Consider the following 23,371-nt stretch of genomic DNA (forward strand, 5'->3'; position numbering starts at 1 on the left):
ATGAGTGAAAATAAAAAGGTCACCTTTATCATAACTCGTCAAGATAATCCTGAATCACAGCCTTATGAAGAAAAGTTTGTGTTGGATTATCGTCCAAATATGAATGTAATATCGGCTTTAATGGAAATAAGACGAAACCCAGTTAATGCTGAAGGGAAGAAAACAACTCCTATCGCTTGGGATATGAACTGTTTGGAAGAGGTGTGCGGAGCTTGTTCAATGGTGATTAATGGGCAGCCTCGACAATCGTGTACAGCACTTGTCGATAAGCTTGAACACCCGATTCGTTTAGCACCTATGAATACTTTCCCAGTCGTTCGTGACCTCGTCATCGACAGAAGCAGGATGTTTGATTCATTAAAGAAAATTAAAGCATGGATTCCAATTGATGGAACATATGATCTTGGACCTGGACCAAGGATGCCTGAGCGCAGACGCCAGTGGGCATATGAATTATCAAAATGTATGACTTGCGGTGTTTGCTTGGAAGCATGTCCAAACGTAAATAGTAAAACAAGTTTTATTGGACCTGCATTTCTTTCGCTCGTTCGTCTATATAATGCTCATCCAACAGGAGCAATGAATAAAGACGAACGTCTTGAGGCGTTAATGGATGAGGGCGGTATATCCCAATGCGGCAACTCACAAAACTGTGTAGAAGTTTGTCCAAAAGGAATTCCTCTTACGACATCCATTGCAGCAATGAACCGTGCTACAAACATTCAAATGTTCAAAAACTTCTTCGGAAGCGACCATATGGTAGATTAAAATATTTGGGATTACCCTTTTGAGGGTAATCCTTGTTTAATTTTCAGCACAACTTCCAGACGTTTGCATTATATGGAGTAGGCAGTAATAATGAAGAGCATGGATTATCACTTTCATGCTTATAATACGTCAGACATCCATTATGAAGTCAATAAAAAATGGGTGTTTTTTTCGCCTATTTCGCTATTTCTTGCCTTCATCATGTCACTCACATTATTTGCTTCACATATGATATGGTGACAATCAAAAAATACCCATCCCCGCGGTTTAAAGCTGGCGAAGGCAAGGAGGGTTACAATAGTTGAAGGAGAATGAATTCACACACAAACCGCTGCTGACAAAAAGAGAAAGAGAAGTCTTCGAACTGTTGGTTCAAGATAAAACAACTAAAGAGATAGCAAAAGACCTATTTATCAGTGAGAAAACGGTTCGAAACCATATATCCAACGCCATGCAAAAGCTCGGAGTAAAGGGCCGATCCCAAGCTGTCGTGGAACTCTTGCGCATGGGAGAATTAAAGTTATAAAAACAAAACCGGCTATCCATTTGGGAGCCGGTTTTGTTGGTCTTTATATCTAAATCAAATAATGGACAAGCCTGCTCATACATTTAATAGGGGAAAGATGACTTTTTATTAGTAAAGTTACACCTGAGATAATAATCTACAACGCGAGAGCCAGCCACCGATAATTTCCGTTCCAGGCGGACGCCCCGCGGAAAGCGAGCAACTGTAGCGGAAATCAACCTAGCACTATCTTAGTATGCAACAATGTCTACAAACACCCTCCTAAATAATCAACGTATTAATGTCCATTATTAATTTTAAGTAACGGCTGTTACCAAACTGTAAAGATGGCTTCAAAAACCAATGGGCACTTAGGCTGATGGCATATAGCACAAGCTATTGTAAGGTTTTTCCACTAGTTGTAAACACTCAATATGATAGAATTCATTTTGCAAGGGAAAATAATGAACAGCAGGAGGCTACTTATGAAGAAAGTATTAATTTCAACTACTTTAACACTTACCCTAGGATTAAGCTCCATTGCAGTACCGACAATTCAGCCAAACACTGTATCAGCGGCAACGGTAAATCCTTATAACAATCAAGCGGCGGTGAATGCCAAAGCAAATCAATTAATTAATATTGCAAAAGGGTTAATAGGGAAAGCTACTTATAGTCAAGAGGAATATAAAACTACTTATCCATATAAATTTGCATGTGCTAGTTTTATAGACTTTGTGTTTAAACAGGGAGGGGTAGACCTTGCTACTTATAATGAGGATTATATGGTAAAGCAAGGGTATTACGTACCAAGAAGTGAATTGCAAAAAGGGGATCTTGTATTCTTTAAAAATAAGACAACAGGAACAGATCCGGATCACGTAGGAATGTATATCGGTGATAATAAAATTATTCATATGGCAGATTCCAAACAAAATATTGTTATTACTGATATGAGCAGCAAACCATACTATACCGAAAAGTATTTTTCAGCAAGAAGAGTATTACCAAGCATTATGTCTGCTAATCCTGCATCAAAAGGAGATAATATCGTCTCTCAAGCTTATAATTTAATGAATAAAGTGACGATGGGCAGCACAAATAATGAGCAAACGAAAAGATTTACAGGTCCTGGGTTTGTGAACTATGTGTATAAGAATAATGGTGTAAGTCTCGGAACAACAGATATTAAACAAATGATGAATAAAGGAACGACTGTATCTAAAGCAAACTTAAAGAAAGGTGATTTAATCTTCTTTAATAGTGTACAAGGAACGAAAACTCCGAACATGGTTGGAATTTATGCAGGTGATCATAGAATTATTGTTCCAAATAGCTCGGGCATACTGACTAGGGTATTATTTGTACAATATTACAAAGATCATTACATTACAGCAAAACGTGTTTTTACGGAAAAGCTAGTTTCAAACTCGACAACTAATACAAGCACGACAACTAGCACAAGCTCTACAAAAGCAGATAAGGTTGTTAATTTTGCATCTGGACTAATGGGTAAAGCAAAATTTGGTTATTCCTACAATGAAAAAACATTAACATTTACTGGTGCTGGGTTTACGTACTATGTGTTTCAACAAAATGGAATTGATTTAAAATATAAATTAGCAAGCAGACAGGCCCTAGCAGGTAAGGCAGTATCAAAAGCTAATTTACAAAAAGGCGACCTAATCTTTTTCTCAACAGATAACAAAGGTAAAAATATAACTCAAAGCGGGATTTATATCGGTGCAAACCAATATATTGCGCTATCGACAAATGGACAAGTTGTAAAAGAAAGCTTAAGCTCTACATGGGCAGTTAATAATTATGTGACTGCACGTCGTGTACTTTAAAATAAAGAAAACAACCAAGTCAAGGCAACGGGTTCGGTTGACGAGGAGGAGACCGAACTCGTTTTTAATATTTTTTACTATTTGTAAGATTACTTGGAAAATAAAAGGTAAAACTCACATAAGTCTATTGCATAGTTAACACATAATACTACATAAGAGAGGCGAATAAAATGAAAAAAGGACTTGGAAATATAGTACTAACGGCAGGACTGGCACTAAGTGTATTACCATTATCTTCAATTCAAGTTGACGCAAAAACAGTACAACAAAATAATCAATCAGAAGTAGAACAAAAGGTAGATAGTTTGATTAAGACAGCTATCAATCTGGTCGATAAAGCAACTTATGTTGATCTTGGTCAAGTGGATTATCAAGAATTAAAATTCCGTTGTGCTTCTTTTATCGATTATGTTTTTGGGCAAAATGGATTAGAATTGCATAATGCGGATGAAAAACAAATGATCAAACAGGGGATACACGTTGATCGCAAGGATTTACAAAAGGGTGATCTGCTATTTTTTACAACTCGAAAAGATGGACTGCCTAATCATGTAGCCATGTATATTGGAGACAATAAAGTTGTTCATGCAGCGAATAAGGAACTCGGCATCACAGTAACAGACATGACAAATAAATCTTATTATACAGATAGTTATATCGAATCAAGAAGAGTAATCCCTAGCTTGTTAGAAGCGAATAAAAATGACATAGTTACGACAAGTTATGAGTTGATGGATAGTAACTTGAAGAATATGGAACTGATCAATAAGATATACAAACAAAATGGGATTGATTTAAACGCAACTAATAGTACAGACTACCTTACAAAAGGGGATTCAGTAACAAGAGATAAATTGCAAGAAGGAGATCTTATCCTATACAAGACAAGCGGAACGCGACTTATTCCCGCAATATACATTGGCGAGCATAGAATAATTGTTGCTGATACTGGAAAAACATCGAAGAGAATGTTGTTTGATCAATATTACTCAGAAGAAGCGGGTAATTTCGTAACTGCAAGAAGATTTATTTCTACAGAAGATAAATCAGATCCAATAGCAGTTGATGAAAAATCAACAAAAGCTGATAAAATTATAGACTATGCTTTAAGTGTCGCCGATAAAGCTAAGTTTGGATACGCTTATGATAAAGATGCTTTGACGTTTACAGGTGCTGGATTTGTACATTATCTGTACAAAAATGAGGGAGTTGACCTAAAATCAACACTTGCAAGTGGCCAATTAAGCGTTGGTACAGAAGTTAATAAGACGAACCTACTAAAAGGGGACTTGCTATACTTCACAAACGGCGGAAAGACAGTTGTGGAGGTCGGTATTTATTTAGGAAACAATGAATTTATATACTTATCATCGCGAGAAAGAGCTGTATTGAAGGATAACTTAAATTCTGATTGGGCAAAGAAAAATTATGTTACGGCGAGAAGAGTATTATAATTGGCTGTACGACTAATACTTTTCCAAATAAAAAGTAAAGCAACTGATACCATTTCAGTTGCTTTTTACAATGATAAAATTTAGTTTTAACCTTTGTGTTAATGTGATTTTCCCCTGAACCAATAATAATAAATGCCCTTTTATACTTTGGCAAACGCTAAAAAAGTTTGAAAACTTACTTAGTCTCTTCACTATAATATTGAAGTAATAATTCTACTGTTTCGAATAAATTCTGTTTACTTGCACCTTTAACAAGAACGGTTGTTCCGGGTTCAATTGCGTCTAAAAGATCCTCATGAAGTTTTTTTCTATATAATCCTGTATAGTGCTTTGCTTTATCCTTTGTCATTCCTGCGGACAAAGCACCTTCAGTAATATCTCTAGAATAGTTTCCAAACGTAAATAATTGATGAACTCCGTTTATTGCTGCATATCTGCCAATATCAAGATGATCCGCTTCATTCCTATCGCCTAGTTCACTCATACTTCCTAGAACAGCAATTCTTTTTCTTCGCCCTGCCTGTTTTAATACATCAATTGCCGCTTTCATGGCAGGTGGATGCGCGTGAACAGTATCATCGATTACAGTAATATTATCTTTTAAATGGTAAAAATATAATCGATGTTCCGGTTTGGTGATGAAATTAAGACCATTTTGCATGTCTTTCGGTGAGAATCCTAATAAATCTGTTACTGCAATTGCAAATAAAGCATTGTAGATATTGTGTTGCCCAAATACAGGGATTTTAAATGTATAGTTGTTTCTTTTTAATTTTACGGTAAATTCCATTCCATCCTTGCCGAAACGAATATTTTGAGCCCTATATGTCCCAACCTTTTGAATTCCTACCGTTACAATTTTACCTTTAAATCTAGATGTATGAAGCATTTGTGAATTTTGATCATCCCTATTAATGAACAACACACCATCTTGTTTCATACCTTTAATAATCTCGGATTTTGCTGCAACTAAGTTTTCTAGTTTACTATCAAAATTGCCGATATGTGCTAATCCAACATTCGTAATAACCGAAATATCAGGCTGAAGGATTGAGCAATGTTCCGTTATTTGTCCAGGGAAACCCATTCCATATTCCAGTACAACAGCTCGGTGAATAGGGCCTATCTTTTCTTTGTGTTGAATTGTGTTTTCTGTTGTATTATGGTAGTCACTTGATTCATACGTAATCCATTTTTCTCTTAAGATGGAACTTATCATTGTTTTCACGGTCGTTTTTCCAGCGCTGCCTGTTACAGCAATTATTGGTTTTTCTTTCATAAAATCGATTGTCATTTAAGCCCTTCCTTTCTTCTTTGCAAAGAGAGAGCATCCTTTAGATGTCTTTGTACAATATCAACTTCTTCTATCTTCCATTGAAGTTCATCTACCCAGATTTTCTGAAGATCATCCACTTTTACATATAAGGAAAGCTCATTTGTATCCTTGTATACATTCTCAAGCCTATGGATAAAATCAAGGGAGTAGTCCCGAATGTTTCGATAAATTAACGTGGATTTATAAGGGTATTGGAGTTTCAAAAAATTGTTGATATCCTTATATGCTATAAACTTCTGAACATTTCTTAAATAAAATCTTGGAACAATATAATTAATTGACCAGTTTTTATCCGCATCTTTTTTTAGATTTACTTCAATATCAAAATCTCCTCCATCTTTCGTTTGAAAAAGAAGATAAGGCTGGACAATGTTTTCTTCCTGTCTTTGTAATTCCTTAATAAAATCCCTTAATTTTTCCCGGCTTTCTTCCCTTGTTTCACCTTTGCCAGTAATAAAATAGTGATCCCCTTTCTGTTCGATTAAGTAGTTATAAGATTCAAATGTAGGCTTTACTACTACTTTCCTAAATTCCTTAAGAACTCTAAGTAATTGTCCAGATGATCTTATTTTTACACAAGGTATTAAGTCATTTTGAAAGCCATCATTTTGAAGTTTTTCATAGATTGTCCATCTATGTTTTCCTAAGTAACCCAATGCCGGGAATGGCACTATTAATTGTCTCCAACGTGAATCCTCTTCTTTTATAAGATTGTTATTCGCTACAATCAGCAATTTGGGCAGTGAAGAATTTTTCTTACGCCATCCTTCATCAATAAAAATATGACCTTTTACGGTCTTAGTACTCCAATTGATTGTCTCCTCTGTAAAAAAAATAAGTTCTATCCCAAGGTTTCTGGCCTCTTGGCCGTATAATTGATAAAGATCATCCTTCAAAAGCATTCCTTTCGGGTATAACAACCCAATTTCATTCATCAGGTTCACCTCTTTAAGTAATCATATCTGTCTTTTTCACCTTATGCATTGCTTCGGTGCTTTGCTTGTATCTTTGTCTGAATAGGGCAGGAATACGATTAATGTTCAAGAAGCCTCTCGTCCTTTATAAATTGATATATATTGCGATACATTGTTTTATCCTCTAACATGTAAAACATAGCTAAATCAGGAGCAAAATTTGCTTCAATTATCATAATGTCGCCTTGACTGGTTAGACCTATATCAAAGCCAATAATTTTAATTTTTGTATTTCCTGTATACAGTTTTCTAGCTGCAGAAATACAGATCTCACCAATTTTTCTTTCAAGGATAAAAGAATTTAAATGGGAAATATTTGAAGCAGGAATAGCATCATGTAGTATTAGCACCTTTTCGGCTACATTTGTAATAAAGAATTCTTTGCTGGCTACTTTTACTGCTTTTCCGGTTACTTTCCATAAGTCATTACTTTTTTGTACAATAACCCTAACATCCAATGGGCAATCATTAATAGTTGCCAATGGTAGTTTTTCTTGGATTAAATAATATTTTTTAGTTAAAAAATGACTTTGAAGATAGTCAAACATTTCTTCCATGGATGTTCTAATTATCTTTTTTCTGCCAGAATGGAGTTCAAACGTTTCACTGTCGTTTGCGGTGATTTTGACGATTCCTTTTCCTTCTTGTCCGTTATATGGTTTCAAGATTACTTGATTGTACTTTTTTATATAATCATAGAACGTTACTTTCGTTAATAAATCTGTTTTTGGAATTAAAGGAAAAAGTGTGTCAACACTTGATAAAATATTCTTCTGGTCCCATTTACTATTGGAATAATGAAAGATCACATCCCGTATCCAAATTCCGCCTTTTAAATCGTACAGAATCTCTATTACCATCGTATTGCAATCTGGGAAGTGCTCACCCAGTTTTTTTGCTGTTAATATTGATAGCTGTTCAATCTTTTGAAGAAAATACATATAAAAAAAACGACCAAATACCGAGCTATACATTTCTGTCTTTGAAATGTATTTCCAATCTGAATTTGCTGAATCACGATGGACTGTTACATAATATTGAAAAGGGCTTTGAAAGAAGCGAGAAGGAAGTTTTTTGGGTTGAATAATATAATGTTTTTGATTTATTGTCCTAGTTTTTAGGTTTTGGTACAGCTTCTCTTTGTCTAAACACTTCAAAGTATTAGTTTGCGTTTGTATTGTAAATGCATTATTTTCAGTTGTTATCAATATTTCACCAGGACCATATGTTGGTCTAATCTCAACAGCTTTATATTTTTCTAAAAAAGTAAACAATGAATTTCTTGTAAAAATCATTGTTTCTAATAGATACTTCCGTATAGATTTCTCAGAAGATAAGATCTTATATTGGCCAAACCTCCCTCTACTAATATGCAAAATATTCATCCCCTAACATATGTGTATATTACTTTATTCGGTTTCAGCGTAAATTTCTTGGATATTTTGGCAAAAAGAAGGGGGGAGAGCATAAATGGAAAACCCCTCAGTCGATTACTGAGGGGTTAAAAATTAATTAAGCTTCTTCGTTACAACCGAGGGCTACAATCGACCCTTGAGGTACAGGAGCTGCGCCGTTTTGGTCAAAGAAACCTGTGATGACAAAGCTCTGAACATTGTCATTAGCTGCTGATGCTACTTCATCTCTAAATACTGCTTCAAAGGAATATTGTTGATCATTGACCAGCCCTGTTCCTTGTACTGTAATAACACAGTTTTGACCTTCTTGTTTACATGTCACAGATGTAATGGCATTTGCTGTAAATAAGAAATTGTTAATTCCAACTTCCGCTTCATGGAAACTCAATGTTAGTGTTGAAGTTTCGAGCGAGTTTGCGCACACATCGGCAGTGTAGGTTAGATCTCCTTTTGTTGTTCCCGTTTGACTAGTAAACTTTACATTATTATTTGCGGAGAATGCATTTACTAAAACACCACAATTACATACTACACCCATAAACGATACCCCCTTTCTAAAAGGATATTACAATATATTACAGGGGAACGTTATTCGACAATGTCTTTGTCCCTAGTTGATTGTACATTTTTCTTTGATTGGTTTTTCCTGATTCTCCCTGCAAGTTCAATGATAGCGTTACTATACATATCACCTTTAATTAGTATAATAGTATTTTTATTTACCATTTTTCTTAATAAATTGTAAACGAGTATTTTATTGTTAAATGTATAAACTTTTGATTTAAAACCACATTTTACTGCATGGTCTGCGATTATTTTTGCATGCATACCAATTGTTATAAGTACATCTATATTATGATTATTTACAATTTCCCCGGCCTTCTCATGAATATAAAATCCCCAAGATCCTACATCTGTAATCGTTCCAATGATGGCTACCTTTTTTTTTCCTGTCCCAATTTCATCTAATACTTTGAGAGCTGCTTCTAGAGATGTTGTTGTAATACTCCATGTATCATCTATGATTGTAGAGTCATTTATACCATCTACAACTTGTAATTGTTTGTTGAATTTACGGTATGTTTTTAGGCGAAGAGCTGCTTCTGAAGGATTGATTCCAATTTCGTTGACGGCTGCAAGGGCGGCAAGAGCATTATATACCTGGTGCTCACCATATCCAGGAACATAAATCGGATAATCTTTTTGTTTAAACTCCAATGTGAATTTCATCCCATTATTACTATATTGAATATTTTTAGCGATAAAATGGCTAGAAGCTGATTTTCCAACTTTGATTATTTGACCGCGAAAATGTGTAAAATCAATTTTTTTACTATTTTCATCTTCCGAGTTGATGATAAGTACCCCTTTATTATCGAGTGCATCCAGCATTTCGCCTTTTGCTTTAATGTATTCTGCAGGGGATTTGCATTTATTTAAATGATGTTCACCTATATTTGTAATAATGCCTATAGTAGGTTTGAAGTATTCACAAGCACGTAAAACATCCCCCGGGGAACCGACAGCCGTTTCAAAAACCCCCGCTTCCGTATTATCATCAATGCTTAATAAGTATTGTAAATGTGCCGTACGGGAGTTACTAGTTATGCCTGTTGCTGTAATACTTTTATCAAAAGACAATATGTGCTTTATCATTTCTTTCGTCGTTGTTTTTCCTGAAGTACCTGTAACTGCAACAACTGGCAAATTAAAAAGACTGCGATAGTAACGGACGAATTTCCAATACGCTTTATCCGTATCGTCAACCTGTATGATCGTTACTCCATCAGTTTGCATACTCCGATTAATATTCCGATGCGTGACAATCACTAAAGGAAAAAATTCTTTTATATGATTGAAATTAACAATTCTCTTTTTTGAAAAAAAAATTGTATGCTTCTTATTTATATGTTTTAAGCGATATGCGCCATGATGAACTTTGGTCTCATCGGATCCGAAAAGTAAATTTCCAGAAAGGATGGTTCTGATCTGTCTAACCTCTAAGGGCTTCATAATGAAAATACACTCCCTTTCACGTTAGACATAATATGAATGAATTAATATCTTGGTTGTACGAATATCCTTATTCATCCTTTATAATTTATGGCTGCGAAATACTTAATCTTTACAATGCTAAGGTTGAGTAGAAATCAACATATAAATATTACTGCGTAAAAAGACTAATTTTCGTATTAATCGGTCCTTTATGATAGGTAACTATACATAAAACGGTTTGTTTCATAAATATATATCGAGTTGTTTTTATTGAAGTTTATTAGGGAGTGGGCCGGTTGAAAACGATAATCTTTATAGGTACAAATAAATCTGGATCAAGCAGGGAGGCAATTAAGGCTGCAGAACAATTAGGTTACTTTATCATTCTTTTTACGAAAAATGAAAGACAGATTCAACAAAGGGAAGAATATAAAGATGTTCATGAAATGATTTTGGTGGATACAAATAACTTTGTTAAAATGAAAAATGAAATAATTAAATTAAAGCAAAGAGGGAATGAAATTCTCTCGGTTGTTAGTTTTCTAGATTCCTATGTTCATATTGCTTCCAAACTTTGTGATGAATTTTGTAAAAATTATACATCAACGAGGGCAATAGAAATGATGGAAAATAAAGAAGAAACTCGATCGTTTTTAAAGGATCAAAGCTATACGCCAAAATTCGCTATCATTAATCCAGGTGACTCTTTAGATTCCGTTATTGAAAAAATGACCTTTCCAGTAATTGTTAAGTCTCCTAAATCAACAGGATCTAAAGATGTGTTATATGCTGCGAATAAAAATGAATATATGAGACATGTCAAAATTTTGCAAGAAAAAAACCAGAATGAAACAATGATTGTCGAGGAATACATTGAAGGAAAACAATACTTAGTTGAAGCAATGGTTCACAATAATAATATTATGATTGCAGGGATTATCGAGCAAGAAATTATTCGAGGTAAAAGATTTATCATAACAGGATATGGAGTTCTAGTAGATCCTCCAGGGTTTTTAAAGTCTGGAATTGAAAAGGTATTGAATTCGGTTGTCTCGGAATTCAATATTAAAAATGGGGTTCTCCATCTCGAACTAAGAAGTACAGGTCGTGGATTAAAAATAATTGAAATTAACCCTAGAATTTCTGGCGGGGCTATGAACAACATGCTAAAAGCAGCGTTTGGTTTTAGTCTTGTCGAGGAAACATTAAAGTTATATTTGGGAGATACACCTTTAATAGAACGTAAAGAAAAAAATCATATATTTACACAATATGTGATTCTAACAAAAAAAGGTATTTTAGAAAGGGTAACAGGAAGAGGAAAAGCAAAAAAGTCACCAGGTGTGGTTGAAGTATATATTAAGCCGAAAAAAGGGACTCGACTAACTCCTCCATTATCTTTAGGGCATCGATACGCATATGTCATTGCGACAGGGAACAATTTGGCTGAAGCAAAAAGACACGCCAAAAAAGCAGCAAAAGAAATTACATTCCATTTAAAAGAGGACACCGAGTAACGGTGTCCTTTCCTTAATTAACCGTATTTTTTCTCTAAAAACTTTACGGTTTCAAACATATTTGTTTTGCTTGCACCTTTTACTAAAATTGTATCATTATTTCGAACGATTTTTGAGAGTAAATCATGTAATTTATTCTTATCTGTAAAATGATGCACTCTTTGCGAAGAAAATCCTTTTGCTTTTGCGTGATTGCTTATTTCATCTGTTCTAAAACCATATGTGATTAGATAGTCAACTTTTTTGCTTAATACATACTCGGCAACTTTCCGGTATTCTGCTTCTCTTAAGTCACCGAGTTCTCTCATTTGTCCAATAATCGCAATTGACCGGTTCCTTCCAATATTGGATAGAACATCAATCGCTGCACGAACCCCTTGGGGATGAGAGTGAACCGTATCATCAATGACGGTAATGTTATTTTTCAAATTGTAAATGGTTAATCTTCTTGGTGGCTTTTTAAAGATTAATCCTGCTTTAATATCCATCGGGGAAAATCCTAGCTGGTCTGCAACTGCAATTGCATTAAGAGCATTATAAACATGATGTTCACCTAGGATAGGAATATATAGTTGGATTACTTTACCTTGCAATCTCATTTTAAATTCCATGCCTTCTTGAGCATATTTTACATCATAGGCCCTATAATCCGCGGCTGACTTAATTCCAACCGTTAAGATTTTCCCATTGAATCTATCAGTCTCCAAATACCTAGAATTAGCATCATCTTTATTCACGATGAGCAAGCCTTGCTGATCCATTCCGTGGATTAACTCTGACTTGGCATGGGCCACTCCTCTAATATCACTATTGAAGTTTCCAACATGTGCTAGACCGATATTTGTTACAATACTTATATTAGGTTTAATGATTTTACAATGTTCGGTAATGATACCTGGGTAGGCCATTCCATACTCTAATACTACTGCTTCATGTGATGAGTCGATTAGTTCCTTATGCTTTTTCGTATGATCAGTTGTATTCCAGTAATCCTTCGATTCAAAAACATTCCATTTTTTTGAAAGAATGGATGCAAGAAAAGCCTTTGAAGTTGTTTTACCTGCACTTCCTGTAATCGCAATGATCGGAAGTTCTCTTTGCTCTTTATTCTTTTCTCTTTTTAGTTGTCTAATTTTGGCTTTTATGGTTTGTTGATTTTTAGCTAAGTACATAGCGTATCGAATAGAATTCGTCACAACATCTAATTCTAAGTAAAAAGCAGGAGGACAACCTGGTCGCCAGTTTACTTCATAAATCCATATTTTATGATTTTTATCCAACCCGACATCTATGCCAATTTCATCGATGATTTCATCGTAAAGTACCATTTGCAGCTCATCTAAGTGTTTAGCAAGTGATAAAGCAAAATGCTCTAGTGTTCGTTTAATATTAAATGCTTCATCTTTAAATTCCTGTTCCAAGAACGGCTCTAAATAAATCGTATATCCACCATTATTAATGTTTGCAATTATGGATCCCATCGGAGCTATCCGTGGATATATAGTCGTGATTACCCAATTTCCTTCTCCATTTTTTTGAACGTGGAGTCTAAAATCAAAAACTTGCCCAGACTCAGTTACCGAAGTTATATATGGTTGTAAAATATATATACCGGTTTTTACCTTATCCTTAATGAGATTAGTTAATTGTTGAGTTGTATAAAATCTGCTGTTTGAATCTGTTTGTACTTGGAACCCATTTGATTTTTTAGTAATGAAATAAATTCCTTTACCTTTTCGTCCATCTATTGGTTTAAAAACCACTTTATCAAAGGCCGCAATATATTTAAAAAAACTATCGCTGGATTTAATGATTTCCGATGGAATGAGATAATTCGAAAATTCCTTTGCATCATTCAATCTTTTTTGGACATTCCATTTATTCCCGATTGAGTGAGTAGTAAAAGGAATTTTATCTTTTAATTTTTGTATGATATCTTTAGACTTGTTTAGCTTTTCTGGGCTCCCTGCATTATAAATAACATCAGGGAAAGGCATTGTCTTTTCTACCCATTTTCCGTTTTCGTACACCTGACCTTTAATTGTACTGTTGGCAAAATTCACTTTACCGGGGGAAAAGTAGAAAAATGTTGCACCTTCCGCTTTAGCCACTGCGGCATAAGCATATGATTTAATGACCGTTTTTGGATCTTTCCGATGATGTAACATTCCTATCAATGTCATTGCATAATCTCCTTTTTCATTTCTTAAATCCTTGTATATTAGATTCATTTTCTTTTTCTTTTGTAACTGACAGACGTGTAGTTTTAGTGTGATCGCAGCTATAAAAAAATCACCCTACATATTTCTAGAGTGAATTTGCTGTATTACCACTTTTGTTCAATAATAATCTTTCTTTTTATATAATCTGTATCTAAGGGCTGAATACCGTTTATTTGTGATAAATCAATGATAGTTGATGAGGATGTTTTTTTTAATACGATTAGTTCGTCGATTGAAAGGGTATTTTTTCCGTGGATATCGAATGGCCGAAGCAAAGAAATATTGGCTCTTCCGCTTTCATCATCGATCGATTCAATGCGAAAATAGTTGGTTACAAATGTTTCATTATTATAAATCGCATCCCTTCCGATTCGATGTAATAAGCCGTTATGTGTATACATTATGAAAGGGATTGTATCTACTCCTACTAAATCTGCGAGCTTACTACCGAAATATTTTGATGATGATTCTGTTAATAAATCCTGCAATCCTTTTAGTTCAACTAACGCGTTGTATATAGTGTGCTTTTCGTTTTGACTAGGCAATTAGATGTCAGTCCCCCTCGTTGTTCCTTTATTAACTATTATATTGCGGTGGGAAGGGATGGTGTAAATAAAGTGACAATATGGACTTAATTAGACTACCCAATTTCATAATCCCATTTTCTCAAGAGGTTCAATATAAAATCTTATTTCCTTTACTGCTCTGTTGGCATTTGCTTTTGCTTCTTCCTTAGAATTTCCGACTGCAATCACACTACCATATCGATTGCCCATAGAGTACGGTATGGAAAGCAGATCTCCTTCATCTGCCTTAATGTCTACCAATTTTACTCCGGTGTGTTTCAACGCTTCATCCTTTCCATGTATTTTCACAAGAATGCCTGTAGATTTTACGGTTAAATAGCGGGCATATACATATTTAGCTTTTTTAGGAATGATGGCAGGTTGTTCTCCTGCATACATTTTAATAATTTCTTTAATAAGATTGATTCCCGTTCCTTCTTCAATAATTCTGTTCATATTTCCACCGGACATTCTTGGGTTTATTTCAATTAACTTCCACCCGACCTGCGTATTTCTCATCTCGACATGGCATGATCCATTTGTTAATTCAAGTCTTTCGACAATACCCTTTATCGACTCAATCAAGCTTTCGTATTCCTTATTCTCCAATTGAGCGGGATAGTGATATCCTTCAACTAGAAAAATCCCCTCGTATACAACTTCCTGCTCAATAACGGCTATGACGAAAATCTTGCTATTAAGTACAATGATTTCAATTAAGTATTGGGGCCCAGGAATGTATTCTTCTAGTAACATAGGATTTTTGAATTTTTGTAAATAATGAATTGCATTATTAAATGTTTCTAAACTTTCAACGAACATAACATCCTTTGCTCCAGTTGATATTGGGTTTTTTAGAATGAAAGGGAGCGGGAGGTTACCATTCTTAAGCAATTTTTCTAGTGAACACGCTTCATCGATAGCTGTATAGAAAGGAGTACCGGGGTGGTCTTTTAATCTGTTTCTGACAAAGAGCTTATTTTCCATTAAGGAGAGGGAGTCAACTGATAAGTTTGTTAGTCCTAACTTATTCGAAAGGCTTGCGGCATAGGAAACAAAGGGGTCAATAAAACTTAAACATGCTCGAATTTGGTATCCTTGCTCTATTAAAGTATCAATCTCATTTAATATGAAATCTTCATCAAATATATTATTCGAATAAATTTGGTGGTCAATGGGGGAGAAGCTAATTGTTTTTTTGTTAGTAAATAAAACAATAAAATAGCCTAATTCTTTTGCAATGAATAGTGCTTCCGCGCTTGTTCCAGTTTTGTAGCAGCCAATAAAAATAATGGTTTCCAAAGATATTTTCACTCCTTTTTTAAGGTAATAAAGTTAAATATACTTTTTCTATTTTATGGTTTGAACAGGATAATGGGTAAAAACCTTTAAATATTTTTTGAAAAATTGCTCAATGATGAAGTACCATGATAAAATTCAACTTAATAAGAAAATTAAGAGAAGGGGCGATGTTATGGAAAAGGGAGTAATTGGGGTAGATATCGGAGGGACGAACACGGTTATAGGAATCTTTAATCATGATTTAGAATTACTAGAAAAAGTAAGCATCCCAACCTTGAAGCCTAATTTTCCAGAAAAGACGAGTAATCCAAAAGAATTTTTCAATTTAATTGCAAGTGAGATTAATATATTGGCAGAAAGAAATGGCTATAAAAATAATATAAGCTGTATCGGAATGGGCGTTCCCGGTAAAGTGAATCCGAATATCGGTATTGTTATTAGAGCAGTCAATTTAGGTTATGAAGATGTTCCGTTTGCGTCTGAAATGGAAAAGAGATTAGGTGTTCCTGTGTTTATTGACAATGATGTTCGTGTTTATACGAGAGGTGAAGCATTGGCTGGAAGCGGTAAGGGCTCAAAAAATTTAATATGTTTAACGTTGGGGACAGGAATGGCCGCTGGAGTTATGATAAACGGTCAAATGGTAACAGGGTCCGATTTTTATGCTGGAGAATTAGGACATGATCCGGTCGAAGGGGTAAATTACCTTTGTAATTGTGGAAAAACAGGCTGTCTTGAAACGATAGCTTCGGCAAGTGGTATCAGCCGATTAGCGAGTGAAGCAATCCAATCTGGAGAACAAACAATTTTAAAGTTGGCTGATGGAACAATTAGTTCTAAGGATGTGTATTTAGCTTGTTTACAGGATGATGAAGCAGCGATTGGGATATTTAATTATGTTGGTAAGACGTTAGCATATAAACTCTTGACTGTTACGTTTTTATTGAATCCAGAAACTATTGTGATTGGAGGAGGAGCAGCGGCGGCAGGTAAATTTATTTTAGAACCAATACAGAAGGTTTTCAAAAAACACTATTCGAATAATGAATTTCCTAACATTACGATTGGCAGTCTTGGAGATTCCGCAGGACTGATTGGATCAGTACATTTAGCAAAGTCAGAATATGAAAAAAAGAAATGAAATAGTTTTTCTAAATTTAAACTTACTCTTTTGAATTAATTGAATTTTATTGCAACATGCTTTGGCTTGTACTATAATGAAAGCGCAATCAAATTGGAGAGGTGATGGAAGTGAAATTATCTTATAATCAAAGAAAAGAGTTATATGATAATGGTTTTGTAGTGATCCCAGGGGTTATCCCGCAAGTTATGCTGGACGAAGTGAAAAAAGCAATAAACCATTCGCTTGGTGAAGAAGGGATGAATAAGGAGAATCTGCCCATTCTTCGCTCTCAGTCGTACTGCCCTGAAATACAATATTCGTCTGTCATCTCGGATCTTTTTAACAAAACACCTGTATTTGACCTTGTTAATTCGGTCATAGACTTGGAAAAAACATATCCTATTAATGGAGCGCAAATCGCACTCCGTTTTCCAAGAATGGAGGACCCGATTGCACCTGCTAGCCCGCATATCGATGGAATGTATTCACCAAATAACGGTGTTACTGAAGGTACGATTCAGAATTTTACTGCTTTAGTTGGGATGTTACTAAGTGATTTACCGGAAGATGATTCAGGAAATTTCACAGTTTGGCCAGGTACTCATCTAAAGTATGAACAATATTTTAGGGAACACGGTCCAGAGGCTTTGTTAGAAGGTATACCGCCAATTGATATGCCGGAACCTATTCAAATAAAAGGAAAAGCAGGTGATGTTATACTGTGTCATTACCAGTTAGCACATGGTATAGGACCGAATATTTCACCAAATATCCGGTATGCTACGTTTTTCAGAATCAATCATGTAGATGTTAAAAATGATTGGAAAGCACCAATGGTAGATATATGGATGCATTACAGAGAAAACATGCAACAATTTGCCAAGGAAGAAAAAGTTGCAGTTAAATAAATAGAACTTGAACCTTATTGAAGGTTTGGTATGCTTTTTCAAAACTTTTTCAAAAAAAGACATGCTGAAGACATATTAATTTTTTAAAAGTTTTGTAGATACTGTGCTTACCAAGATAGTGCTTGGTTGATTTCCGCTACAGTTGCTCGCTTTCCGCGGGGCGGGCGGTTTGTCTAGCTGCAGCGCCTAGCCCCTCGAGGTCATAAGTCATATTACTACGTGGCTAAAAGGCAAGCCACTGCCTAATCTGTCTTATGCTTGTCGGGGCTAATCAAGGCGCTTACGCATTTCTATAAGCCTCCTCGGCGTAAACGCCTGCGGGGTCTCACCTGTCCCGCTGATCCCGCAGGAGTCTCGCACTTTCGCTACAATCAACCTTCAATAGATTTTGTTTAAAAAGCAACAAACCATTAAGAAAGACCCTTTAACAAGATGAAGCGATTGACGATAACTACAGTTCATCTTTTTAATGAGTATACCAAGCGTCAATGTGATGACACGTCATGATGGCATAAGTGCGGTTGTAGCACATTTTGTAGACTGATTTTGAACAGATTTCATGTAATAATCGACTTTTTCTCGTTTGTTTGAATGTTCCAGTAATCTTAGTAAAAAAGTCTAGGACTATCTTTCCCAAAAGTATGGAATGTTCTTCCGTATTTGGATGTAGAACAAGGTATAATCGGGGGCCTTCCCATATTCAAAAGAATATCCTAGTTGATTGGAGTGGAAGGCGGCGACTCCAGGGGGATCTGCGTGAAAGGGGAGACCCCGCAGGGCGCGAAGCGACCGAGGAGGCTCACCGTACGCCCCCCGGAAAGCGCCCGCCTGGAACGGAAATCAACGGTGGCTAGCTCGTACGTAGTATGTAGATAATTATCTCGTTCAATATAGAACGGGCAATTCTACTTATAAAAAGTGAAATATTACCTATTAAATGTAGGGAAGAAATAAAAATAGTACAAGAAGACCTTGTACCATCAGACTCGGTGAATCCCGAGAGTCTATTTATTATTAGGAAGAGATAATGGCTTTGCCATCATCTCTTTTTATCTTCGAGGAAAAAGGTGAGTAAAATGAAGATTACTAGTTTTGAACTATTTCAAGTTCCTCCTAGATGGCTTTTTCTTAAAGTTGAAACGGATGAAGGGATTGTTGGTTGGGGTGAACCGATTGTTGAAGGAAAAGCGGCCACGGTTAAAACATGTGTTGAAGAATTAATGGCCTATTTAATAGGGAAAGATCCTTTAAGAATTGAAGATCATTGGAATGTCATGTATAGATCTGGATTTTACCGTGGTGGTCCAATCATTATGAGTGCAATTGCTGGAATTGACCAAGCACTTTGGGACATTAAAGGGAAGTTCCTGCAAACGCCTATATATCAATTATTGGGTGGAGCTTGCCGGGAATCGATACGTGTATATTCATGGATAGGGGGAGACAGGCCCATTGATGTTGGTTTGGCTGCAAAAGCAGCAGTTGATAATGGTTTTACAGCCGTAAAAATGAATGGGACAGAGGAATTGCAATATATTGATTCGTATAAAAAAATTGACGAGGCTGTCGAGCGAATCGCAGCGGTACGTGAAGCGGTTGGAGATTATTTAGGGATCGGGATTGATTTTCATGGTCGTGTACATAAACCGATGGCAAAAATACTGGCAAAGGAATTAGAGCCTTTTCGTCCAATGTTTATCGAAGAACCTGTACTACCTGAAAATAATGAAGCATTAAGAGAAATTGCTAATTCGACAAATATTCCAATCGCAACAGGTGAAAGAATGTTTTCGCGTTGGGACTTTAAGAATTTATTCCAGGATGGATATGTAGATATTATTCAGCCAGATCTATCACATGCCGGTGGAATAACAGAATGCAAGAAAATCTTTTCTATGGCAGAAGCCTATGATGTAGCCGTTGCACCTCATTGCCCACTTGGACCCATTGCACTAGCAGCTTGTTTACAGGTAGATGCGACAGCACACAATGCATTTATTCAAGAGCAAAGCTTAGGAATTCATTATAATCAAGGAAATGATTTGCTTGATTATTTAAAAGATCCTTCTGTATTTTCGTATAGTGACGGCCATGTTGATATTCCAACAGGTCATGGTCTTGGGATTGAAGTCGATGAGGATATTGTCCGCAAAATGGCAGAAGTAGGACATGATTGGAAAAATCCCGTTTGGCGACATCGAGATGGTAGTGTAGCAGAATGGTAGGGCATCCAGTGAATATTATAAAAAGGTTAGAAAAAGAAAAAATTATTGTCATCGTTAGAGGAATAAATCATAAGGACAGTATCCCACTTGCAGAAGCGTTAGTTGAGGGAGGCATTCGCTTTATAGAGGTTACGATGAATACAGAAGGAGCATTAGAAATTATTAGCGAATGGAGGACCCATTTTAAACATGATGATGTCTTTATTGGTGCGGGAACAGTATTAGATGTAGAGATGGCTTCTTCGGCGATTCGTGCCGGGGCTCAATATCTTGTTACTCCTAATTTAGATGAGGATGTAGTGGAACTAGCTTGCAGGGAAGGGATAGAAATATTTCCTGGGGTCATGACTCCAACGGAAATTATGAAAGCAATAAAAGCGGGAGCAAAAGCTGTTAAATTATTTCCAATGGGGGCCCTCGGTTTAAACTATTTAAAGGAAATTAGAGCGACTTTATCTGATGTGAAAATCATTGCAACCGGCGGAGTAGATCTAGGCAATATACAAGATTATTTTAAACATGGTGTTATCGGTGTAGGGATTGGAAGTAATATAATTGACAAGGATATGCTTGGGAAGAAGGATTTTAAAGGTTTGACAGCTTTGGCGAGAAAATACGTTGATTCGACAAAAATAATAAAGTAATAGAATGATGGACAAGGTTTTGAAAAAAGACCCTGTCCATCTTTTTAATTTAATATTTCATTTTTTGCATTTTGAACCGATTCACCTTTAATAAGGGAAACTTGAATGACATCATTTGAAACTTGTTGATCGGAAAGTAATTTTAATAAATTCTGAGCAGCTAAAGCCCCCCACTTACGTTTTGAATAATCTATGGTTGCTAATTTCGGAGTCACATATTGAGAAAGCTCAGTATGATCAAACCCAATAATATGAAAATGTTTTCCTACACGATAGTTTGTTTTTGCGAGATAATCATACATTCCTATTGCCATCATGTCATTTAAACAAAAAACAGCAACTGGTCCACTGTATTCCTGAACCATTTTTTCTGCAGCTAGTTCCCCGGACTCTTTGTCAAAAAATCCTTCAATTTCTTGATATTCGATATCTTTATATTGTTTAATGGCCTCCCTAACGGCAAATAGGCGTTCGTTTGCATCATAGGCATCGGCATGTCCTTTTACTATATATATCTTTCTGTGCCCTTTTTCTAATAAATGCTTAATAGCCAATTCAGCACCGCTTCGATTATCTAGTAAAATTTGATTGATATTTGGATGATCAATCTCCCTATCCAAAACTACTATTTTATGTCCTTGATTGGCATTCTTAATCAATTCTTCACTAGAAAATCCGGCATCTAGTATGATGGCACCGTCAATAACCTGCTCAGGTAAAAAGCGATGTGAATTTTCGCCGTAGCAAACAATTACTTCATATTCAGTATCGGCAAGTGTTTCATATATTCCTTGCAAAATGGGTCCAAAAAAACTTCCGCTATAATCAAGAATGAAAAATATACCTATAATTTTTGTTTCTTGCTTTTTTAATGATCGTGCTGCAGCATTTGGGACATAATTTAATTCATTTGCAATTTCCATGATTCTTTTCCGCGTCGATTCGGGTATTTTAGAACTTCCATTTAATGCATAAGAAACCGTTGCAATTGAGACCCCCGCTTTTCTAGCAATATCCTTCATACTTACCATGATTCCACCTCCAAATAGGATTAAAGTTTGATACCGCTTTCATATATTCGCTATTGTACTATAATAACAGAAAAAAGTTAATCGTTTAAAAGAAATTTTTTAAAAATGTAGATTTACGTCGAAAAATGTGTATGATAATAGTAAGAACTTTAAATGGTTATAACAAAAAATATAATAAATTGTAAAAATGTATTGAAAGAAAGAAAAAATTGTAATACAATTACATCAGTTGAAACGATTAACTAGTAATAAACACCTAAATATGTAAACGTTTAATAGTAAACTCTTTCAACAAATCTTAAGTGCAAATATTATTAGAAGGTAAGATACTATTTACATAACTACTAATAATAAATATTTTAGAATAGTAAATCTTCTGTTAATATTCCTGGACTTACAAGATTCGGAAAATCTGCGTTTTGAAAAACATTAGAAATGGGGATGTATGATGAGAACGATTCCAGTAGCAGTTCAAATGTACACTTTGCGAGACGAAAGTGCCGAAGATTTTGCAGGTACACTGAAAAAAGTTGCTGAGCTGGGCTTTGATGGTGTTGAATTTGCGGGGTATGGTGGCCTAGATGTAAAAGAAGTAAAAGCTTTACTTGAAGAATACGGTCTTAAAGCAGCTTCAAGCCATGTTTCACTCGATGCATTACAAAGTGATTTAGCAAAAGTAATTGAAGAACAAAAAGTACTTGGCAGTAAGTTTATTGTATGCCCTTTCCTTATGCCAGACCAAAGAAGCGAAGAAGATTACAAAAAACTTATTCCATTTCTAGAAAAAGCAGGCGAGGAATGTCGCAAGGAAGGCATTACACTTTGTTATCATAATCATGATTTCGAGCTTGACCGCTTATCAGATGGCAGAACGGCACTTGAAAGTATTTTCGATGATGTGAGCCCAGAAAATTTAGAAACAGAGTTTGATATTTATTGGCTAACAAAAGCTGGAGAAAGTCCGGTTGAATGGATTAAAAAATATCATAATAGAACACCACTCGTACATTTAAAAGATATGACTACTGATGATGAAAAGTTTTTTGCTGAGCTAGGTACAGGCGGTGTCGATATAGAAGCAGTATTAAATATCGGAGACGGCGCTAATGTTCAGTGGTGGATCGTTGAGCAAGATGCAAGCCGAAAAACCCCTTTTGAAAGCGTGGAAATTAGTATTAACTACTTAAAAGAAAAGTTGCCTTATCTTGCAAAGTGAGAGTACGGGAGGTAAGTTACCCCCGTTTTGATAATGTTAAATTGTTATATAGATAAAAATTTGTAAATTAAGGGGTAAATGGGGGGATGAAATGGAAAAGGCAGTTGTAAATAAAGATATTGTAATCATGCCAAAAAAGAAATCGCTTTTCTTTAGACTATCGCGTCAGTGGGAACTCCAATTAATGGTTATTCCTGCCATTATCTTCATTTTCATCTTTAGCTACATTCCGATGTACGGAATTATAATGGCGTTTAAGGATTACAACATTTTCAAAGGAATCGCGGAAAGTCCATGGGCTGGCTGGAAACATTTTAATA

General features: G+C 35.5%; 19 protein-coding genes and 1 pseudogene. 11 read left to right on the forward strand and 9 right to left on the reverse strand.

Going from position 1 to position 23,371, the window contains the following annotated elements:
* The 4 genes from sdhB (at position 1) to NQ185_RS09945 (ending at position 4,577) form a co-directional block, all read left to right on the forward strand.
* On the forward strand, positions 1–768 hold the full coding sequence (gene sdhB / locus NQ185_RS09930; protein ID WP_257581519.1) for a succinate dehydrogenase iron-sulfur subunit: 768 nt from the start codon (positions 1–3) through the stop codon (positions 766–768).
* 301 nt (positions 769–1,069) lie between these two features.
* The gene (locus NQ185_RS09935; protein WP_213097590.1) at positions 1,070–1,294 is read left to right on the forward strand and encodes a helix-turn-helix domain-containing protein; all 225 of its coding nucleotides are present in this window, start codon (positions 1,070–1,072) and stop codon (positions 1,292–1,294) included.
* Between the two features lie 464 nt (positions 1,295–1,758).
* Positions 1,759–3,123, forward strand: coding sequence for an NlpC/P60 family protein (locus NQ185_RS09940; RefSeq protein ID WP_257581520.1), 1,365 nt, complete (start codon positions 1,759–1,761; stop codon positions 3,121–3,123).
* A 170-nt stretch (positions 3,124–3,293) separates the two neighbouring features.
* Positions 3,294–4,577, forward strand: coding sequence for an NlpC/P60 family protein (locus tag NQ185_RS09945; RefSeq protein ID WP_257581521.1), 1,284 nt, complete (start codon positions 3,294–3,296; stop codon positions 4,575–4,577).
* Positions 4,578–4,752: 175 nt separating this feature from the next.
* Here NQ185_RS09945 and NQ185_RS09950 read toward each other — a convergent pair whose 3' ends face one another.
* From NQ185_RS09950 to NQ185_RS09970, 5 genes are all read right to left on the reverse strand, one after another.
* Positions 4,753–5,871, reverse strand: a complete 1,119-nt coding sequence (locus NQ185_RS09950; protein WP_257581522.1) for a UDP-N-acetylmuramoyl-tripeptide--D-alanyl-D-alanine ligase — start codon at positions 5,869–5,871, stop codon at positions 4,753–4,755.
* On the reverse strand, positions 5,868–6,848 hold the full coding sequence (locus NQ185_RS09955; RefSeq protein WP_257581523.1) for a YheC/YheD family protein: 981 nt from the start codon (positions 6,846–6,848) through the stop codon (positions 5,868–5,870). Before NQ185_RS09955 ends, NQ185_RS09950 begins: the two co-directional genes overlap by 4 nt.
* Positions 6,849–6,946: 98 nt before the next feature.
* Positions 6,947–8,263 (reverse strand): YheC/YheD family protein, encoded by a 1,317-nt coding sequence (locus NQ185_RS09960; RefSeq protein ID WP_257581524.1) that lies wholly within the window; start codon positions 8,261–8,263, stop codon positions 6,947–6,949.
* A 136-nt stretch (positions 8,264–8,399) separates the two neighbouring features.
* Complete coding sequence (locus NQ185_RS09965; RefSeq protein ID WP_257581525.1) at positions 8,400–8,840, reverse strand: hypothetical protein; 441 nt, start codon at positions 8,838–8,840, stop codon at positions 8,400–8,402.
* Positions 8,841–8,890: 50 nt separating this feature from the next.
* Positions 8,891–10,315 (reverse strand): Mur ligase family protein, encoded by a 1,425-nt coding sequence (locus NQ185_RS09970; RefSeq protein WP_257581527.1) that lies wholly within the window; start codon positions 10,313–10,315, stop codon positions 8,891–8,893.
* Positions 10,316–10,593: 278 nt separating this feature from the next.
* Between NQ185_RS09970 and NQ185_RS09975 the strand changes: the two genes are divergently transcribed.
* The gene (locus NQ185_RS09975) at positions 10,594–11,814 is read left to right on the forward strand and encodes an ATP-grasp domain-containing protein (protein ID WP_307000638.1); all 1,221 of its coding nucleotides are present in this window, start codon (positions 10,594–10,596) and stop codon (positions 11,812–11,814) included.
* A gap of 17 nt (positions 11,815–11,831) precedes the next feature.
* On the opposite strand, the gene NQ185_RS09980 is transcribed toward NQ185_RS09975, so the two are convergent.
* The 3 genes from NQ185_RS09980 to NQ185_RS09990 all read right to left on the reverse strand — a co-directional run bounded on the left by NQ185_RS09980 (position 11,832) and on the right by NQ185_RS09990 (position 15,904).
* On the reverse strand, positions 11,832–13,997 hold the full coding sequence (locus tag NQ185_RS09980; protein WP_257581531.1) for a YheC/YheD family protein: 2,166 nt from the start codon (positions 13,995–13,997) through the stop codon (positions 11,832–11,834).
* A 143-nt stretch (positions 13,998–14,140) separates the two neighbouring features.
* On the reverse strand, positions 14,141–14,581 hold the full coding sequence (locus NQ185_RS09985; protein ID WP_257581532.1) for a CotY/CotZ family spore coat protein: 441 nt from the start codon (positions 14,579–14,581) through the stop codon (positions 14,141–14,143).
* A gap of 105 nt (positions 14,582–14,686) precedes the next feature.
* Positions 14,687–15,904, reverse strand: a complete 1,218-nt coding sequence (locus NQ185_RS09990; RefSeq protein ID WP_257581533.1) for an ATP-grasp domain-containing protein — start codon at positions 15,902–15,904, stop codon at positions 14,687–14,689.
* A gap of 172 nt (positions 15,905–16,076) precedes the next feature.
* Between NQ185_RS09990 and NQ185_RS09995 the strand changes: the two genes are divergently transcribed.
* From NQ185_RS09995 to NQ185_RS10010, 4 genes are all read left to right on the forward strand, one after another.
* The gene (locus NQ185_RS09995) at positions 16,077–17,045 is read left to right on the forward strand and encodes an ROK family protein (protein WP_257581534.1); all 969 of its coding nucleotides are present in this window, start codon (positions 16,077–16,079) and stop codon (positions 17,043–17,045) included.
* 110 nt (positions 17,046–17,155) lie between these two features.
* Complete coding sequence (locus tag NQ185_RS10000; protein ID WP_257581535.1) at positions 17,156–17,935, forward strand: phytanoyl-CoA dioxygenase family protein; 780 nt, start codon at positions 17,156–17,158, stop codon at positions 17,933–17,935.
* Positions 17,936–19,011: 1,076 nt separating this feature from the next.
* The gene (gene dgoD / locus NQ185_RS10005) at positions 19,012–20,160 is read left to right on the forward strand and encodes a galactonate dehydratase (protein ID WP_257581536.1); all 1,149 of its coding nucleotides are present in this window, start codon (positions 19,012–19,014) and stop codon (positions 20,158–20,160) included.
* Between the two features lie 8 nt (positions 20,161–20,168).
* Positions 20,169–20,804 (forward strand): bifunctional 4-hydroxy-2-oxoglutarate aldolase/2-dehydro-3-deoxy-phosphogluconate aldolase, encoded by a 636-nt coding sequence (locus tag NQ185_RS10010; RefSeq protein WP_257581537.1) that lies wholly within the window; start codon positions 20,169–20,171, stop codon positions 20,802–20,804.
* A gap of 44 nt (positions 20,805–20,848) precedes the next feature.
* On the opposite strand, the gene NQ185_RS10015 is transcribed toward NQ185_RS10010, so the two are convergent.
* On the reverse strand, positions 20,849–21,835 hold the full coding sequence (locus tag NQ185_RS10015) for a LacI family DNA-binding transcriptional regulator (RefSeq protein ID WP_257581538.1): 987 nt from the start codon (positions 21,833–21,835) through the stop codon (positions 20,849–20,851).
* Between the two features lie 448 nt (positions 21,836–22,283).
* Here NQ185_RS10015 and NQ185_RS10020 point away from each other — a divergent pair, with 448 nt between their 5' ends.
* Positions 22,284–23,051, forward strand: coding sequence for a sugar phosphate isomerase/epimerase family protein (locus tag NQ185_RS10020; protein ID WP_257581539.1), 768 nt, complete (start codon positions 22,284–22,286; stop codon positions 23,049–23,051).
* Between the two features lie 127 nt (positions 23,052–23,178).
* Positions 23,179–23,371 (forward strand): annotated as a pseudogene (locus NQ185_RS10025) (sugar ABC transporter permease); the annotation flags it as partial.

Source organism: Lederbergia panacisoli (assembly GCF_024626525.1).
Lineage (GTDB): Bacteria > Bacillota > Bacilli > Bacillales > Bacillaceae_C > Lederbergia > Lederbergia panacisoli.

Excerpts from the sequence above, each read along its gene's own strand:
- sdhB (WP_257581519.1), top strand. The coding sequence starts at position 1 with ATGAGTGAAAATAAAAAGGTCACCTTTATCATAACTCGTCAAGATAAT.
- NQ185_RS09940 (WP_257581520.1), top strand. The coding sequence starts at position 1,759 with ATGAAGAAAGTATTAATTTCAACTACTTTAACACTTACCCTAGGATTA.
- NQ185_RS09945 (WP_257581521.1), top strand. The coding sequence starts at position 3,294 with ATGAAAAAAGGACTTGGAAATATAGTACTAACGGCAGGACTGGCACTA.
- NQ185_RS09950 (WP_257581522.1), bottom strand. The coding sequence starts at position 5,871 with ATGACAATCGATTTTATGAAAGAAAAACCAATAATTGCTGTAACAGGC.
- NQ185_RS09955 (WP_257581523.1), bottom strand. The coding sequence starts at position 6,848 with ATGAATGAAATTGGGTTGTTATACCCGAAAGGAATGCTTTTGAAGGAT.
- NQ185_RS09965 (WP_257581525.1), bottom strand. The coding sequence starts at position 8,840 with ATGGGTGTAGTATGTAATTGTGGTGTTTTAGTAAATGCATTCTCCGCA.
- NQ185_RS09970 (WP_257581527.1), bottom strand. The coding sequence starts at position 10,315 with ATGAAGCCCTTAGAGGTTAGACAGATCAGAACCATCCTTTCTGGAAAT.
- NQ185_RS09980 (WP_257581531.1), bottom strand. The coding sequence starts at position 13,997 with ATGACATTGATAGGAATGTTACATCATCGGAAAGATCCAAAAACGGTC.
- NQ185_RS09995 (WP_257581534.1), top strand. The coding sequence starts at position 16,077 with ATGGAAAAGGGAGTAATTGGGGTAGATATCGGAGGGACGAACACGGTT.
- dgoD (WP_257581536.1), top strand. The coding sequence starts at position 19,012 with ATGAAGATTACTAGTTTTGAACTATTTCAAGTTCCTCCTAGATGGCTT.
- NQ185_RS10015 (WP_257581538.1), bottom strand. The coding sequence starts at position 21,835 with ATGGTAAGTATGAAGGATATTGCTAGAAAAGCGGGGGTCTCAATTGCA.
- NQ185_RS10020 (WP_257581539.1), top strand. The coding sequence starts at position 22,284 with ATGAGAACGATTCCAGTAGCAGTTCAAATGTACACTTTGCGAGACGAA.